Annotated in this window: 15 protein-coding genes; 3 read left to right on the top strand and 12 right to left on the bottom strand. The window is 69.7% G+C overall.

Annotated elements, in window-relative coordinates; genetic code table 11:
• Nucleotides 1-23: 23 nt before the first annotated feature.
• The 7 genes from G4H71_RS10635 to G4H71_RS10665 form a co-directional block, all read right to left on the bottom strand.
• The gene (locus G4H71_RS10635; protein WP_072738812.1) at nt 24-713 is read right to left on the bottom strand and encodes a GAF and ANTAR domain-containing protein; all 690 of its coding nucleotides are present in this window, start codon (nt 711-713) and stop codon (nt 24-26) included.
• Between the two features lie 65 nt (nt 714-778).
• On the bottom strand, nt 779-1,219 hold the full coding sequence (locus G4H71_RS10640; protein WP_072738811.1) for a nitroreductase family deazaflavin-dependent oxidoreductase: 441 nt from the start codon (nt 1,217-1,219) through the stop codon (nt 779-781).
• Nucleotides 1,216-2,208, bottom strand: coding sequence for an NAD(P)H-quinone oxidoreductase (locus G4H71_RS10645; protein ID WP_072738888.1), 993 nt, complete (start codon nt 2,206-2,208; stop codon nt 1,216-1,218). The genes G4H71_RS10640 and G4H71_RS10645 overlap by 4 nt, the downstream gene beginning before the upstream one ends.
• Nucleotides 2,209-2,258: 50 nt before the next feature.
• A complete protein-coding gene (locus G4H71_RS10650; protein ID WP_072738810.1) occupies nt 2,259-3,851 on the bottom strand; it encodes a succinic semialdehyde dehydrogenase in 1,593 nt (530 codons plus the stop codon).
• Nucleotides 3,852-3,884: 33 nt separating this feature from the next.
• The gene (locus G4H71_RS10655) at nt 3,885-4,838 is read right to left on the bottom strand and encodes an alpha/beta hydrolase (RefSeq protein ID WP_072738809.1); all 954 of its coding nucleotides are present in this window, start codon (nt 4,836-4,838) and stop codon (nt 3,885-3,887) included.
• Between the two features lie 64 nt (nt 4,839-4,902).
• Nucleotides 4,903-5,847 carry an acetoacetate decarboxylase family protein gene (locus G4H71_RS10660; RefSeq protein WP_072738808.1) on the bottom strand — a complete coding sequence of 315 codons (945 nt, stop codon included), beginning with the start codon at nt 5,845-5,847 and terminating at the stop codon, nt 4,903-4,905.
• Nucleotides 5,848-5,941: 94 nt separating this feature from the next.
• Nucleotides 5,942-6,529, bottom strand: coding sequence for a TetR/AcrR family transcriptional regulator (locus G4H71_RS10665; RefSeq protein WP_072738807.1), 588 nt, complete (start codon nt 6,527-6,529; stop codon nt 5,942-5,944).
• 101 nt (nt 6,530-6,630) lie between these two features.
• Here G4H71_RS10665 and G4H71_RS10670 point away from each other — a divergent pair, with 101 nt between their 5' ends.
• The gene (locus G4H71_RS10670; protein WP_072738806.1) at nt 6,631-7,917 is read left to right on the top strand and encodes an NADH:flavin oxidoreductase/NADH oxidase family protein; all 1,287 of its coding nucleotides are present in this window, start codon (nt 6,631-6,633) and stop codon (nt 7,915-7,917) included.
• A 115-nt stretch (nt 7,918-8,032) separates the two neighbouring features.
• Complete coding sequence (locus tag G4H71_RS10675; RefSeq protein ID WP_072738805.1) at nt 8,033-8,740, top strand: type 1 glutamine amidotransferase domain-containing protein; 708 nt, start codon at nt 8,033-8,035, stop codon at nt 8,738-8,740.
• Between the two features lie 26 nt (nt 8,741-8,766).
• Here G4H71_RS10675 and G4H71_RS10680 read toward each other — a convergent pair whose 3' ends face one another.
• Nucleotides 8,767-9,186, bottom strand: a complete 420-nt coding sequence (locus G4H71_RS10680) for a nuclear transport factor 2 family protein (protein WP_217631337.1) — start codon at nt 9,184-9,186, stop codon at nt 8,767-8,769.
• A 51-nt stretch (nt 9,187-9,237) separates the two neighbouring features.
• Here G4H71_RS10680 and G4H71_RS10685 point away from each other — a divergent pair, with 51 nt between their 5' ends.
• Nucleotides 9,238-9,690 (top strand): MarR family winged helix-turn-helix transcriptional regulator, encoded by a 453-nt coding sequence (locus G4H71_RS10685; protein ID WP_072738803.1) that lies wholly within the window; start codon nt 9,238-9,240, stop codon nt 9,688-9,690.
• An 18-nt stretch (nt 9,691-9,708) separates the two neighbouring features.
• Here G4H71_RS10685 and G4H71_RS10690 read toward each other — a convergent pair whose 3' ends face one another.
• From G4H71_RS10690 to G4H71_RS10705, 4 genes are all read right to left on the bottom strand, one after another.
• Complete coding sequence (locus G4H71_RS10690) at nt 9,709-10,062, bottom strand: metal-sensitive transcriptional regulator (protein WP_072738802.1); 354 nt, start codon at nt 10,060-10,062, stop codon at nt 9,709-9,711.
• 58 nt (nt 10,063-10,120) lie between these two features.
• A complete protein-coding gene (locus tag G4H71_RS10695) occupies nt 10,121-12,355 on the bottom strand; it encodes a heavy metal translocating P-type ATPase (protein ID WP_072738801.1) in 2,235 nt (744 codons plus the stop codon).
• Between the two features lie 67 nt (nt 12,356-12,422).
• Nucleotides 12,423-13,364, bottom strand: a complete 942-nt coding sequence (locus G4H71_RS10700; protein WP_072738800.1) for a DUF8832 domain-containing protein — start codon at nt 13,362-13,364, stop codon at nt 12,423-12,425.
• 3 nt (nt 13,365-13,367) lie between these two features.
• Complete coding sequence (locus G4H71_RS10705) at nt 13,368-13,574, bottom strand: heavy-metal-associated domain-containing protein (RefSeq protein ID WP_072738799.1); 207 nt, start codon at nt 13,572-13,574, stop codon at nt 13,368-13,370.
• Nucleotides 13,575-13,702: the final 128 nt, after the last annotated feature.

The raw sequence follows: 13,702 nt of genomic DNA on the forward strand, positions 1-13,702 counted from the left end.
TCCCCGCTCGGGACGGCCCGAGCTCAGCGATGCTGTGCGACGACGCGGCGCGCCACCTCGGCGATCTTGACGTTCATCGACTGGGAGGTGCGGCGCAGCAGGTCGAAGGCCGCGTCGTCGTCGAAGTGATGTAGCGCCATGAGCAGTCCGATGGCCTTGCCGATCTCGCGGTTGCTGGCCAGCCCTTCGCGCAGCGAACGGGCCTGCTCCCCGTGCGCGGCGGCGGCCACGGCCACCGAGGCGAAGGAGGTCAGCAACGCGGCGGCGTCGGCAGCTTCGGACCCGAAGGTGCCGGGGGTATCGCTGAAGAGGTTCAGGGCCCCGACCTTGCGGTCGTCGACGAGCAGCCGGAAGCCCATCACGCCCCGGACCGGAGTGTCCGCCAGCAGTCGCGCGGCCAGCGCCGGCCAGGCGGTGGGAGTGGCGAGGTCGGGGTCGAGCTGGGGCACCTCGTCGAGGATGGCGTCGAGGCACGGGCCCTCGCCGAGTTCACGCTCGTACTCGTCCACCAGGCGCGCGACCTCGTCGGAGGCCGCGGCGGTGGCGAAGCCGGCCTCCTGGTGCAGCATGAGACTCGCGTGATCACACCCGGGCACCAGGATCGTCGCCGACACGCACACCGCGGTGTACACCTCGCTGACCGACGAGCCTCGATACACGATGTCGGCCAGGGCAGTGAAGACCTGCCGCGGGTCCGGTACTTCTCCGTTCATGGTCCCAGGATCCCACGAGCGGTCCTGCGGTCGAAGGGAACGGGGGATCGTCGCCGGTGCCGGTGTCAGTCCCGCAGTTCGCAGATCACCACCGGGATGTCCCGGCTGGTGCGCTGCTGATAGCTCGCGTAGCCGCGGTAGGCCTCGGTGATCCGGGGCCAGAGTTCGGCCTTCTCCTCCGCGTTCGCGGTCCGTGCCCTGATCTTCCGGCGGCGGCCGTGGATCACGAGTTCGGCGTCCGGGTACGCCTGCAGGTTCCGGTACCAGTCGGGGTGCCTGTCGTCGCCGCCCTTCGACGCGACGAGCACCACCCGGTCGGAATCGTGCACGGGAGCGGTGAGGTAGCAGGACCGCGGGAGCCCCGATTTCCGGCCGGTGGTGTGCAGTTCCACGGTCGGCATACCGAACGGGTTCGCGAGCAGCCTGTTGCCGCTCACGGTGAGAACCACGCGATGCGCCCGGTTCATCAGCTTCGCGCCGCGATCCTTCCAGGCGTTGCCGTTCATCGCGCCACCTCGTTCCCTTCCGGATCCAGCAGGAGGAGCACCTTGCCCACCGAGTCGGGAGAGTCCAGCATCTGCTGGCCCCGCGCGGCCTCGGTGATCGGCAGCCTCCCCGAGATCACCGGCTGTACCTTTCCCTCGGCGACCAGAGGCCATTCGAACTCGCGGACGGCGGCGACGATGTCGGCCTTCGATCCCGGCCCGGTCAGCGGCCGGTTCCTGACGTTGGTACCGATCACCCGGGCACGTTTGGCGATCAGCGTCGCGATCTTCAGTTCGCCGACGACGCCGCCCTGCATCCCGATGATGACCAGCCGGCCACCGGGTGCGAGTGCGGAGATGTTGGCGGACAGGTACTTTGCCGCCATGATGTCGAGGACGACGTCCACGCTGTCGGCCAGTTCGGTCGCGAAGTCCTGGTCGCGGTAGTTGACGACGACGTCGGCGCCGAGTTCGCGGCTGCGCTGCGCCTTGTATTCGGAGCCGACCGTGACCGCCACCCTCGCGCCCAGTGCCTTGGCGACCTGGATCGCGTGCGTCCCGATCCCGCTACCGCCGCCGTGGATCAGGAGGGTTTCGCCGGCACGCAACCCGGCCTCGGTGACGAGGTTCGACCACACCGTGCTCGCCGCCTCCGGGAGCGACGCGGCGTCCACCGTGGACACACCGTCCGGGACGGGCAGGAGCTGCGCTGCCGGGACCACTGCGTACTCGGCGTAACCGCCGCCCGCGATGAGAGCGCACACGGTGTCGCCGGGGCTCCACCCGGTCACCTCGGAGCCGATCTCGGCGATCGTGCCGGACACCTCCATCCCGAGGATGTCGGTGATGCCGGGCGGGGGTGGATAGAGACCCTGTCTCTGCATCAGGTCGGCGCGGTTGATCCCCGCTGCGGCGACTCGGACCAGAACCTCGTCGGGACGGGGCGTCGGGGTGGGTGCGCGGCCGAGCGAGAGCTCCCGGCTGTCGGGGTCGACGAGGACGGCACGCATGGTGGAGCCCTGTGTCATCGGAAGTCCTTTCGTGGACGGCGAGGAGAGGATCAGCGCGAGCCGATGCCCTTCAGGATTCGCTGGGAGGCGGTCAGGACCGACTCCCAGGTGCGGAAGGAGACACCCGAAGGGGGCGTGAACCCCTGGATGCGTTGCTGGGCGACTGTCTGGGCCTCGGTGTACTTCAGCAGCCCGTCCGCGCCGTGGCGGCGACCGATACCGGAGTCGCCCATGCCACCCATCGGAGAGTCGATGCTTCCCCACGCTGCGGCGAACGCCTCGTTGACGTTCACCGTCCCGGAACGCAGCCGGGCGGCCACAGCCCGGCCCCTGGCGCCGTCGCGGGTCCACACACTGCCGTTGAGTCCGTACGGGGTGGCGTTGGCTCGGGAGATCGCCTCTTCGTCGTCGCGGAACGAGTAGATCGCGACGACCGGACCGAACGTCTCGTGCTCGTACAGCGTCATGTCGGGGGTGACGTCGGTGAGGATGGTCGGCTCGTGGAACAGCGGCCCCAGATCGGGGCGTGCCCGGCCGCCGGCGAGGACGGTGGCCCCCTTGGCGACCGCGTCGTCGACGTGCGCCGAGACCGTCTCCAACTGCGCCGGGGTCGTCAGGGAACCGACGTCGACGCTGTAGTCGTATGCCGCCCCGAGGCGGAGTCTCTCGGTGCGAGCGACGAACTCGGACACGAAGCGATCCCGGATGTCTTCCGCGACGTACAGGCGCTCGATCGAGACGCAGAGCTGGCCGGCGGACGGGAAGCACGCGGCGACAGCGCCGTCGGCGGCCCGGTCGATGTCGGCGTCGTCGAGGACGAGCATCGCGTTCTTTCCACCCAGTTCGAGGGAGGCTCCGATGAGGCGCTCACCGGCATCCCTGGCGATCTGCCGTCCGGTCGCCGTCGACCCGGTGAACATCATGTAGTCGGCGCCGCCCATGAGGGCTCCGCCGATGGAGCTTCCCCGGCCGATCACCATCTGCCACACGTCGGTGGGCAGACCGGCCCGGTGCATCAGGTCCAGCGCCCACAGCGCGGTGAGGCCGGTCTGGGTGTCGGGCTTCTGGACGACGGCATTGCCGGCCATGAGCGCGGGGAGGGCGTCGCCGGCGGCCATGCTGAGGGGATAGTTCCACGACGAGATCACGGCGACGACGCCCTTGGGATGCCGCAGCTCGGTGGTATGCGTCAGCAGGGGTATCGCCCCGCGCCGCCGCTGGGGTGCCAGCAGTGTCGCGGCGCTGCGGGCGTAGTAGCGCGCGGTGATCGCGATGTCGGTGACCTCGAGCAGGGCGTCGCGGCGGGTCTTGCCGCTCTCGGCCTGCATCAGGTCCAGGGCTTCGTCGCGGTGATCGAGGACGAGGTCGTGGAAGCGCAGCAGGATCCTCTTCCGCTCGCCGAGCGGGGTTGCAGCCCAGAGTGTCTGGGCGGCTCGGGCGCGGGTGTAGGCGGCCTCGACGTCCGCGGGCGTGGACACCGGGAGATCCGCCAGCGGCGCCCCCGTGTAGGGGGCGGTGGTCACGGTGCGGGCGGCATCCGGTGCGGCCGAGACCCGCCCCGCCAGCCGCGAGAGCAGCGCAGGAGTCGCCGAGGCGGGCAGGCCGATCGTCGGGGCCGGCGGGGCGGACTGGTCGAGGGACATGGGAACTCCGAAATCTGTTGCCGGGGTGATACGTCAGTGCAGCGCGTCGCGCAGCGTGTCCTGGGCGAGCTTGACGGCGGTCTTCGCGGCCTGAGTGGGGGCCAGGGCGTGCAGCAGCACGAAGTCGTGGATGATGCCGCCGAAACGCACCTGGGTGACCGGCACGCCCGCCGCACGCAGCTTGGCTGCGTAGGCCTCGCCCTCGTCCCGCAGCACGTCGGCCTCGCCGGTGATGATCAGTGCCGGCGGAAGCCCGCGGAGCTGCTCGATCGAAGCCCGCAACGGGGAAGCATAGATCTCCTCGCGCTGGGCGTCGTTCTCCGTGTACTGGTCCCAGAACCACTGCATGCCCTCGCGGGCGAGAAAGTAATGCTCGGCGAACTGGTGGTAGGACTCGGTGTCGAAGTCGGCGTTCGTGACCGGGTAGAACAGGACCTGCTGTGAGATCGTGACATCCCCGCGCTCCTTGGCCATCAGGGTGAGGACGGCGGTCATGTTGCCGCCCACCGAATCCCCGGCAGCGGCGAAGCGTGAGGCGTCCAGCCCCTTCTCCGCGCCGTGGGCGAACACCCACTGGGCGGCAGCGTAGTTCTGCTCGATCGCGGTGGGGTACTTGGCTTCCGGAGAGAGGTCGTATTCCGGGAACACGACGGCGGCATCGGCTCCGACGGCGAGTTGGCGGACAAGCCGGTCGTGGGTGTGCGCGTTGCCGAACACCCAGCCGGCCCCGTGGATGAAGAAGATGACCGGAAGAGTCCCCGACGCGCCGGCGGGTCGGACGATGCGAACCTTCACCGAACCGGTCGGCCCGCCCTCGACGGTGATCCACTCCTCGTCGATCTCCGGCTTGTCGATCTCGGCGGATTGGACCTCGTCCACCGTCTTGCGGCCTTCGGCCGGCGGCAACTGGAAAAGGAACGGCGGGGTATCCGTCGCCGCGGCGAACTCGGCCGCCTCGGTCTCGAGTACGGGCTTGTTGTCGGTCATGACACTCTCCTTCGGTGGGGTTTTTCGTGCGGACCGTTCGGTGGATGTTTCGGTGGATCCGCGGTCAGCGGTCGCGGACCGAGATCGGGACAGGCATGTGCAGGGCCAGTTGGGCATCCGTCGCGACGTCCAGTTGCACGATCCGCTTCGGTGAGAGGGACCGCAGGTCGTCGGCCATGCGGCCCTGCCCGATCTCGAGGTCCACCTTGCGGGGGAACAGCGTGCGGCCGGTGGAAAGCAGATTGGTCTGGCTCAGCGTCGAATGCCACGCACCGTCGATCGTCGTGTACGAGGTCAACGACGTGACGTGTTCCCCGGTGGCGTGGGTGGTCTGCGAGGGGGTGGCCACGGACAGCGCCAGATCGGTCTGCCCGTCCGCGTTCGCGACCCGAGCGGTGGCGCGGCGGGCATCGATGTCGACGTCCACGTCGGTGACCCACTTCGGGAAGCCGTACCCGTCGTGCCCGCGTACCTGGGCGATGTCGGTGTTGACCGGGAGGGAGAGCACGTAGGAATCGAGGTTCTCGTTCTTCAGTGCGGAGACGAGGTCGACGACACCGAGTCCTCCGTGCCGTGCCGGGCGGACGGCGATGCCGACGGCGGCCTCGGCGTAGAAGTCGATGTCGCAGACGTCGTACCGGAAGAACATCGTCGAGATCAGGCCCAGGCCCGGAGTGACTTCCAGGGGCGCCAGCTCGCGGGGCAGGCGGGCGCGAATCGCGCGCGTCGGGGCGAGCATCACCAGTCGGGCCGTCGAGATGCGGTAGTAGAAATTCGGCGTCAGGGTGGAGCCGATCGGGGAATCGACCCGTGCTTTCGGGAGTTTCCGGAAGAAGTCGACACTGGTGACCCGAGGGTCGCGGGCGACCTCGTCGAGGTCGGTGTCCATTCGGAAGCGGTCGTACAGGCCGCCTTTCGGGACCGTGACGGTGCGGCCGCCCAGATCGACGGCGGTGGTTTCAGAGACGGCGACGTCCTGACGGGATGCGTCCAGGGGGGACGATGGCATCGCGGTACTCCCTCGCTATGTGTGCAGTGCTTACATCCCGAGGCTAACCCTGGCATGTAAGCACTGTCAACACATTGCGGTGAACCCGTCCCGTCTACCCCTGGCGGTCGGACATCGCGAGCACTGCGCCGACGGCCGCGCGGACACGCTGCTCGACCTCCTCGGGGCGGGTGGCGTCGAACTTGCCGTCGAGGTGGAGAAAGGCCAGGCCGTGCACGAGTGCCCACGTGGCAGTGGCCATGGCCTGTGGGTCCGATGCCGGGAGGGCCTTCGCCACGATCGACTCGAGGTAGGCGGTGATCGCCTCGGCCGCGGCCGTGCGCTCCGGGCTGGTCGGGTCACACGGCTCGGCGAACATCACCCGGAAGAGTCCCGGCCTGGTGAGGGCGAACTGCACGTAGGCCACGGCAATGGTCGCGAGGTCGTCGGCGGTCACCGGGTCGGGGCAGGCCTTGACCAGGTGCTCGGCCAGTTCTCGGTATCCCACTGCGGCGATGGCGGACACGAGGGCCGTGCGATCGGCGAAATGGCGGTACGGCGCTGCGGTGGAGACGCCGGCGCGGCGGGCGACGGCGCGCAGCGACAGGTCGCTCGCGGCGTCCTCCTCGAGCAGTTCCATGGCCGCTCGCAGCAGCGCGCCGGGGAGGTCACCGTGGTGGTACGACCCGGACGAAGTTGACATCTTCCTAACCTAACGCGTGTTGACACTGCTTACATTATTCTCTAATGTTAGCGCTGCATACCGTGTAAGCACTGCTAACACCTAGATCGAAAGGACATCATATGACACGCGGTTCGACACCGGCCGAGCTGTTCTCACCCCTCCGGCTGAAGTCCGGCCAGGTACTGCGCAACCGGATCGCGAAGGCGGCCATGGAGGAGGGGATGGCAGGCACGGCGCAACTGCCCGACGAGCGCCTGGTCGAGCTGTACCGGCGATGGGGCACGGGCGGTGCGGGCCTGCTCGTCACCGGAAACGTCATGGTGCATGCCGAGGCGCTGACCGGCCCGGGCGGCATCGTGCTCGATGCCGACGCTCCGCTCGAGCCGTTCGCGGCGTGGGCTGCGGCGGGCAAGGCGGCCGGTGCGTCGATGTGGATGCAGATCAGCCATCCCGGCCGGCAGGTCCAGGCGAACATGCCCGGCGTGGTGTGGGGTCCGTCGGACGTCGCCGTCGACGTCGGCAAGCACTCCAAGCGCTTCGGCCGGCCGGTGGCGATGACGACCGAACAGATCCGGGAGACGATCGCCCGCTTCGCCACGACTGCGCAGCGCGCCGAGCAGGCCGGCTTCGACGGTGTCGAGGTCCACGCGGCACACGGCTACCTGCTGTCACAGTTCCTGTCTCCGTTGGTCAATACTCGCAGCGACGAATGGGGCGGCTCGCTCGAGAACCGGGCCCGCCTGCTGCTCGAGGTCGTCCGCGCCGTCCGTGCCGCGGTGTCGCCGGGCTTCGCCGTCGCGGTGAAGCTGAACTCCGCCGACTTCCAGCGGGGCGGGTTCGCCGCCGACGACGCCGCCGCGGTGATCGCCCTCCTCGAACCGTGGGGGGTGGACCTGGTGGAGGTGTCCGGGGGCAGCTACGAGAGTCCTGCCATGTCCGGGCGTCCCGCCGACGGGCGTACCGCGGCCCGCGAGGCGTACTTCCTCGAACTCGCTGCCGAACTGGCGGAGGCCTCCGCGACTCCGCTCATGCTGACCGGTGGGATCTCCCGTCGGGACACGGCCGATCGCGTGCTCGCCGACAACGTGGCCGTGGTCGGCATCGGCACCGCGCTGTCGGTCACCCCGGACCTGCCCGCGCGCTGGCGTGAGGGCCGCGGGGCGGCCGGGACGTTGCGCCCGGTGACCTGGTCGGACAAGCCACTGGCCTCGCTCGCCGGCATGGCGATGGTGCGGCACCAGATGCGCCGGATGGCCGCGGGGAAGGATCCCGCGCTCGGCGTCCGGCCACTGGTCGCCCTCGCCGTGGATCAGTGGGTGCAGCGTGGCGCGCTCCGGCGGTACTCCCGCTGGCTCACGTCGAGGCGCTCGCGTGCGGCTGCTGCCCCGAGTGTGGCCACCGCCTGACGCGAGTTCGGTGATCGGCGTGGCTGTTGACGGGCATCTCCCGCAACCCTAATGTAAGCGGTGTATACATTTCGGGACGTTCCCCGGATCGGGAGAGAATGGATCAGGAGAAGACATGACGAAGGTCCTGTTCGTGATCACGGCAGCCGACCGGTGGACCCTCGCCGACGGTGAGGTGCATCCCTCCGGATACTGGGCCGAGGAGGTGGCGGTGCCCCACCGCAACTTCTCCGAGGCCGGATGGGACATCACGATCGCCACTCCGGGAGGCACGCCGCCCACCCTCGACCGGCTCAGTCTGGGGATCTCCGGCGGACTGCCGTGGAATCGCAGGAAGGTCGAGCACTACCTCGAGTCCATCGCCGACGAGCTCGCCACTCCGGTGTCGCTCGACACCGTCGACCAGGCCGACTACGACGTGGTGTTCTATCCCGGCGGCCACGGCCCGATGGAAGACCTCGCGTACGACGAGACGTCCGGTGCGCTGCTGACCGCGCGTCTGGCGTCGGGCAGGCCGCTCGCGCTGCTCTGCCACGCCCCGGCGGCGATCCTCGCCGCGACCGCTGCCGACGGCACGTCCCCGTTCGCCGGGTACCGGATGACGGGGTTGTCCAATCGGGAGGAACTCCTCAACCGGTTCGCGCGTAAGGCTCCCTGGCTGCTGGAGGACAGGCTGAAGGAGGCTGGGGTCGACTACTCGAAGGGCACGTTGCCGCTCCGTCCGCACATCGTGGTGGACAGGAACCTCTACACGGGGCAGAACCCGCAGTCCTCCGACCGGTTGTCCGAGCGGATCATCGCGGACGTCGGCGCGAAGGCCTGACCGCCGCGGAGGCAGTCGGGTATCCGTCAGCGCGCCCGGCCGAGTTCGGCGTCGCGCCCGCTGCCGGCGAGCAGGACGGTGGCTTCCTCGAGCCGGGAGAACCGCCCGTCCGCGGTGATCTGCGCGAACACGTACACCTCGTGTGCGGCGCGGCTGCCGTCGACCTTGTCGACTTCCACGACGTGCCGCTCCGCGTAGGTGTCGCCGTCGACGAGTTCGTCGAGGACCGTCACCGACGCCCGGCGGACCAGTGATCTCAGGTGTTCGATGTGCCGGACGAATCCGGCGCGATCGTCCCAACTGCCGTCGGTGCGCTGGCGGTAGTCCGGGGTGAAGTGGCGATCGACGATTTCCGCCAGCGGAGTATCGCGGTCGTTGAGCAGGGCATCGAGGGCGCGGGCGACGGACGGCACGGCCCGACCCGGCGAATTGCGTGTTATTTGCACGCAACTCACGTTACCGAAATTGCGTGCGAAAAGCACGCTAGTATCGCGTGTGTGGCAGACACCTCGTCCCGGAACAGTTCCCGCCGCATCGCCGAGGCGCTCGGCCGCGTCGTGCGCAGGCGCGTCCGTGCGCCGCTGTACGCGGATCTGACCGCGAACCTGGATGCCGCCGTCAACCCGGCCACCTATCCGGTGGTGAGCGCGATCGATCGCCTCGGTCCCTCGAGTGCCGCGGCACTCGCCGACGAGGTGGGGCTGGACCGGTCGGTGGTGAGCCGCCGTGCGGCGACCCTGGTGGCGGCCGGTCTGCTCGCCTCGGGCCCCGACCCGGCCGATGCCCGGGCCGTGCTCCTGGACCTGACGGACCGTGGGCGCGAGGCCGTGGTCACCATGCGGGAACGGCTCGACCGTGCTGTCGACGCGGCCACGGACGAGTGGACCGACGAGGAGGTGGAGACGTTCGCGCGGCTGTTCACCAGGTTCGTCGACGGCCTCGGCCGGTAGGTGCCGGCCGGGAGGAACTCAGGAACGCACCAGGCGCGCGATGGCGTCCGTCGCTTCCTTGATCTTCGCCTCGGCCTCGGGGCCACCGGCGACGGCGGCGTCGACCACGCAGTGGCTGATGTGGTCCTCGAGCAGCCCCATCGCCACGGCCTGCAGGGCTTTGGTCATCGCGGAGACCTGCGTGAGGATGTCGATGCAGTACTTCTCGTCCTCGACCATCCGTTGCAGGCCGCGGGCCTGGCCCTCGATGCGACGGAGCCGCTTGAGGTAGTCGTCCTTGGCGCTGATGTAGCCGTGCCCGGCGTGCTCGTGATCGTGGGTGACGGCGTCGGACGCGGGGGCGGGCTCGGCGGGCGTGGTCGGCGACGTCATGGCATCCTCCTGGATAGGTTCTTCGTCCATAGTACCCCCTAGGGGTATTAGCTTCTCGTCACTGCGCCACGGACCGGAACCGGCGCAGCCGCAGGCTGTTGCTCACCACGAACACCGACGAGAACGCCATCGCGGCACCCGCGAGCATCGGGTTGAGCAGACCGGCCGCAGCCAGTGGCAGCGCCGCCACGTTGTAGGCGAACGCCCAGAACAGATTGCCCTTGATGGTCGACAGCGTCTTACGGGCGAGCCGGATCGCATCGACCGCGGCCCTCAGGTCGCCGCGGACGAGGGTCAGGTCGCTCGCCTCGATCGCCACGTCCGTCCCGGTGCCCATCGCCAGTCCGAGGTCCGCCTGCGCGAGCGCCGCGGCGTCGTTGACCCCGTCGCCGATCATGGCCACGACCTTGCCCTCGGACTGCAGCCGGGTGATCACGTCGACCTTGCCCTCGGGCAGGACCTCGGCGATCACCTCGTCGATGCCGACCTCGGTCGCGATGGCGCGAGCCGCCGCCGCGTTGTCGCCGGTGAGCATGATCGGAGTCAGGCCCAGGCCGCGCAGCTGCGCCACGGCCTCCGCCGAGGTCGGTTTGACGGCGTCGGCGACGACCAGCACCGCCCGCGCCTTCCCGTCCCAGCCGATCACGACCGGAGTCCTGCCCTGCTCCTCGGCGGCCCGGGCGGCGCGCTCGAGCTCCGGGGTCAGGTACTGGCCCCGATCCGCCAGCAGGCGGGTGCGGCCCACCACGACGTCGCGGCCGTCGACGACACCCTCGACACCGAGCCCCGCCACGTTCGCGAACCGCTCGGTCGCGGGCAGGGAACCGAACTTCTCTCGGGCAGCCTCGGCAATCGCGCGGGCGATCGGATGCTCGGAGGCGTCCTCGAGCGCTCCGGCCAGGCGCAGCGCGTCCCCGTGGTCCTCGTCGTCGGCGGCGATCACGTCCTGCAGGGTCATGACCCCGGTGGTGACGGTACCGGTCTTGTCCAGGACCACGGTGTCCACGCGCCGGGTCGACTCGAGCACCTCGGCCCCCTTGATGAGGATGCCGAGTTGGGCGCCGCGGCCGGTGCCGACCATGAGTGCCATCGGCGTTGCCAGGCCCAGCGCGCAGGGGCAGGCGATGATGAGGACTGCGACCGCCGCGGTGAATGCGACGGAGACGGAGCCGCCCGTGCCGAGCCAGAACCCGAGGGTGGCGGCGGCGAGCGCGATGACGATCGGTACGAAGACGCCGGAGATCCGGTCCGCCAGGCGTTGCGCCTGTGCCTTACCGGTCTGGGCGTCCTCGACGAGCTGCGCCATCTGGGCGAGCTGGGTGTCGGATCCGATACGGTCCGCCCGCACCACGATGCGGCCACCCACGTTCACCGTCGCCCCGACCACCCGGTCGTCCGGGCCGACTTCGACCGGCACCGACTCGCCCGTGAGCATCGACGCGTCCACGGCCGAGGCGCCCTCGACGACCGTGCCGTCGGTGGCGACCTTTTCGCCGGGCCGGACGACGAAGCGGTCCCCCACCGCGAGTTCCCCAGTGGGAATCCGGATCTCGACGCCGTCGCGGAGCACCGCGACATCCTTCGCGCCCAGTTCGAGGAGTGCGCGCAGGGCCGCCCCGGCGCGCCGCTTGGATCGTGCCTCGAAGTAGCGGCCGGCGAGGATGAACGTCGTCACCCCGGCGGCGGCCTCGAGGTAGATGTTCGCGGCGCCGTCGGTGCGGGCCACCGAGAACTCGAAGGCGTGCGTCATGCCCGGTGTGCCCGCGGTGCCCCAGAACAGCGCGTACACCGACCACCCCAGTGCGGCAAGGGTTCCCATGGAGATGAGGGTGTCCATGGTGGCGGTGGCGTGTTTCAGGTTGGTCCAGGCCGCGCGGTGGAACGGCCAGGCGCCCCACACCACCACGGGGGCCGCGAGTGTCAGGGACAGCCACTGCCAGTTGGTGAACTGCAGCGCCGGGACCATGGCCATCGCGATCACCGGGACGCTGAGTACCGCCGAGATGATCAGCCGCAGCCGCAGGGCGTCGGTGGGGTCGTCCTGCGTATCGTCCTGCGCTGCGGGTGCGTCCGCGCGGCGTGGAAGGCGCGCGGAATAGCCGGCGTTCTCAACCGCCTCGAGCAGGGTGTCCGTCGCGACCCCGTCGTCGATGTCGACGCGGGCCTTCTCCGTCGCGTAGTTGACGGTGGCACTCACGCCGTCGATCTTGTTGAGCTTGCGCTCGATACGGTTCGCGCACGACGCACACGTCATGCCCTCGATCTCGAGTTCGACGTGCCCGCCGCGGGGCATCGTGTCCCCGCGGTGCGGCGTTGTTCCGGAACTCACGGATACTCCTTCGCTGTGCATGACAGGGCTGTCAGTGACCGTGCCCATCGGTGTCGGATTCGGTGTCGCTCGGGGTCTCCGCGGCGACAGTCCCCTCGGCCGTGAGAGTGAACTCGGCGGTGCGTACGACCCCCTCGTGACGGAAGTCGAGGAACAGCCGGTAGTTCCCGGCGCCGGGAACGGTGACCCCGAATCCGATGTCCGGGCCGGGATCCGTGGATCCGTCGCCGGGATGACCGGCGGGGTGGACGTGGAGATACCCCAGATCGTCGGCACGTAGTGCGACGAGGTGCCCGTAGGCGCCGAGGTGTGGCTCGAGGTCGGTGACGGGTGCCCCGTCCCGGGTGATCGTGAACGTCAGCTCCGACGTGCGCCCGGCCCGTGCCGTGCCGTCGAGGGCGATGTCGTAGCCGTCGACCGAGGTGCTCGCGGCAGCCGCGGGCAGGGACCGGGGGTCGTAGTCGCCCGCCACGTGCAGGTCCGCGCCCAGGGTGGTGGCGGCGCCGTCCCCGGGGGTGAAGTCGGCGTAGACGCGGTAGTCCCCGCCCCGCAGTGCCTCGAGCGGGGTCGACCAGGTTCCGGTGTCGTCGAGGACGGGATGCAGGTGTCGGTATCCGGTGAGGTCGCGGCGTACCACGATGAGGTGCAGATCCTTCTCGTGGCTGGTGGTGTACCGGGTGAGTGGAACACCCTCGGAGGTCAGGATGCGGAATCGCAGGTCCGTCGCCTGCCCCGCGCTCACGACGGGGTCGTCCAGCACCAGGGTGTGGTCGCCGTCGGTAGCCGTCAGGCCGCCCGCCTCGGAGGCGCCGGTGTCGGGTCGCGCGGTGCCCTCCCGGTCGGTGTCGTGGTCCCCGCCGTGGGCGACCGGTTCGACCGGTCCCGGACCGAAGGCGGCGCCGACGCCGAAGCCGGCGGCGAACAGTACGGCGAGCCCCACGGCGAAGGCTGCCAGTTTGGTGGGTGTGTTCACTGCCTACTCCGCCAGCTGGTATCCGGCCTCGTCGACTGCGGCCGCGAGGGTGGAGCGGTCGATCGGCCGGTCCGCCTCGACGGTGACGCGGCCGCTGGCCAGGTCGACGTCGACCGAGGTGACGCCGTCGATCTCGCCCACCTCTTCGCGGACCGACGCGACGCAGTGGCCGCAGGTCATTCCGGTGACGGTGACGGTGATGGCGCTCATGGGTGCTGCCTTTCGGTTCGGGAAGTTCCGAATACTTCGGACTACGGATACTTTGTACCATACCCCCCTACCGTATATCGGCAAGCCGTTCGGGAGGAAGCCGCGCGAGTCCGGCGCGCACGAACGGC

It is taken from the genome of Rhodococcus triatomae (assembly GCF_014217785.1).
GTDB lineage: Bacteria > Actinomycetota > Actinomycetes > Mycobacteriales > Mycobacteriaceae > Rhodococcus_F > Rhodococcus_F triatomae.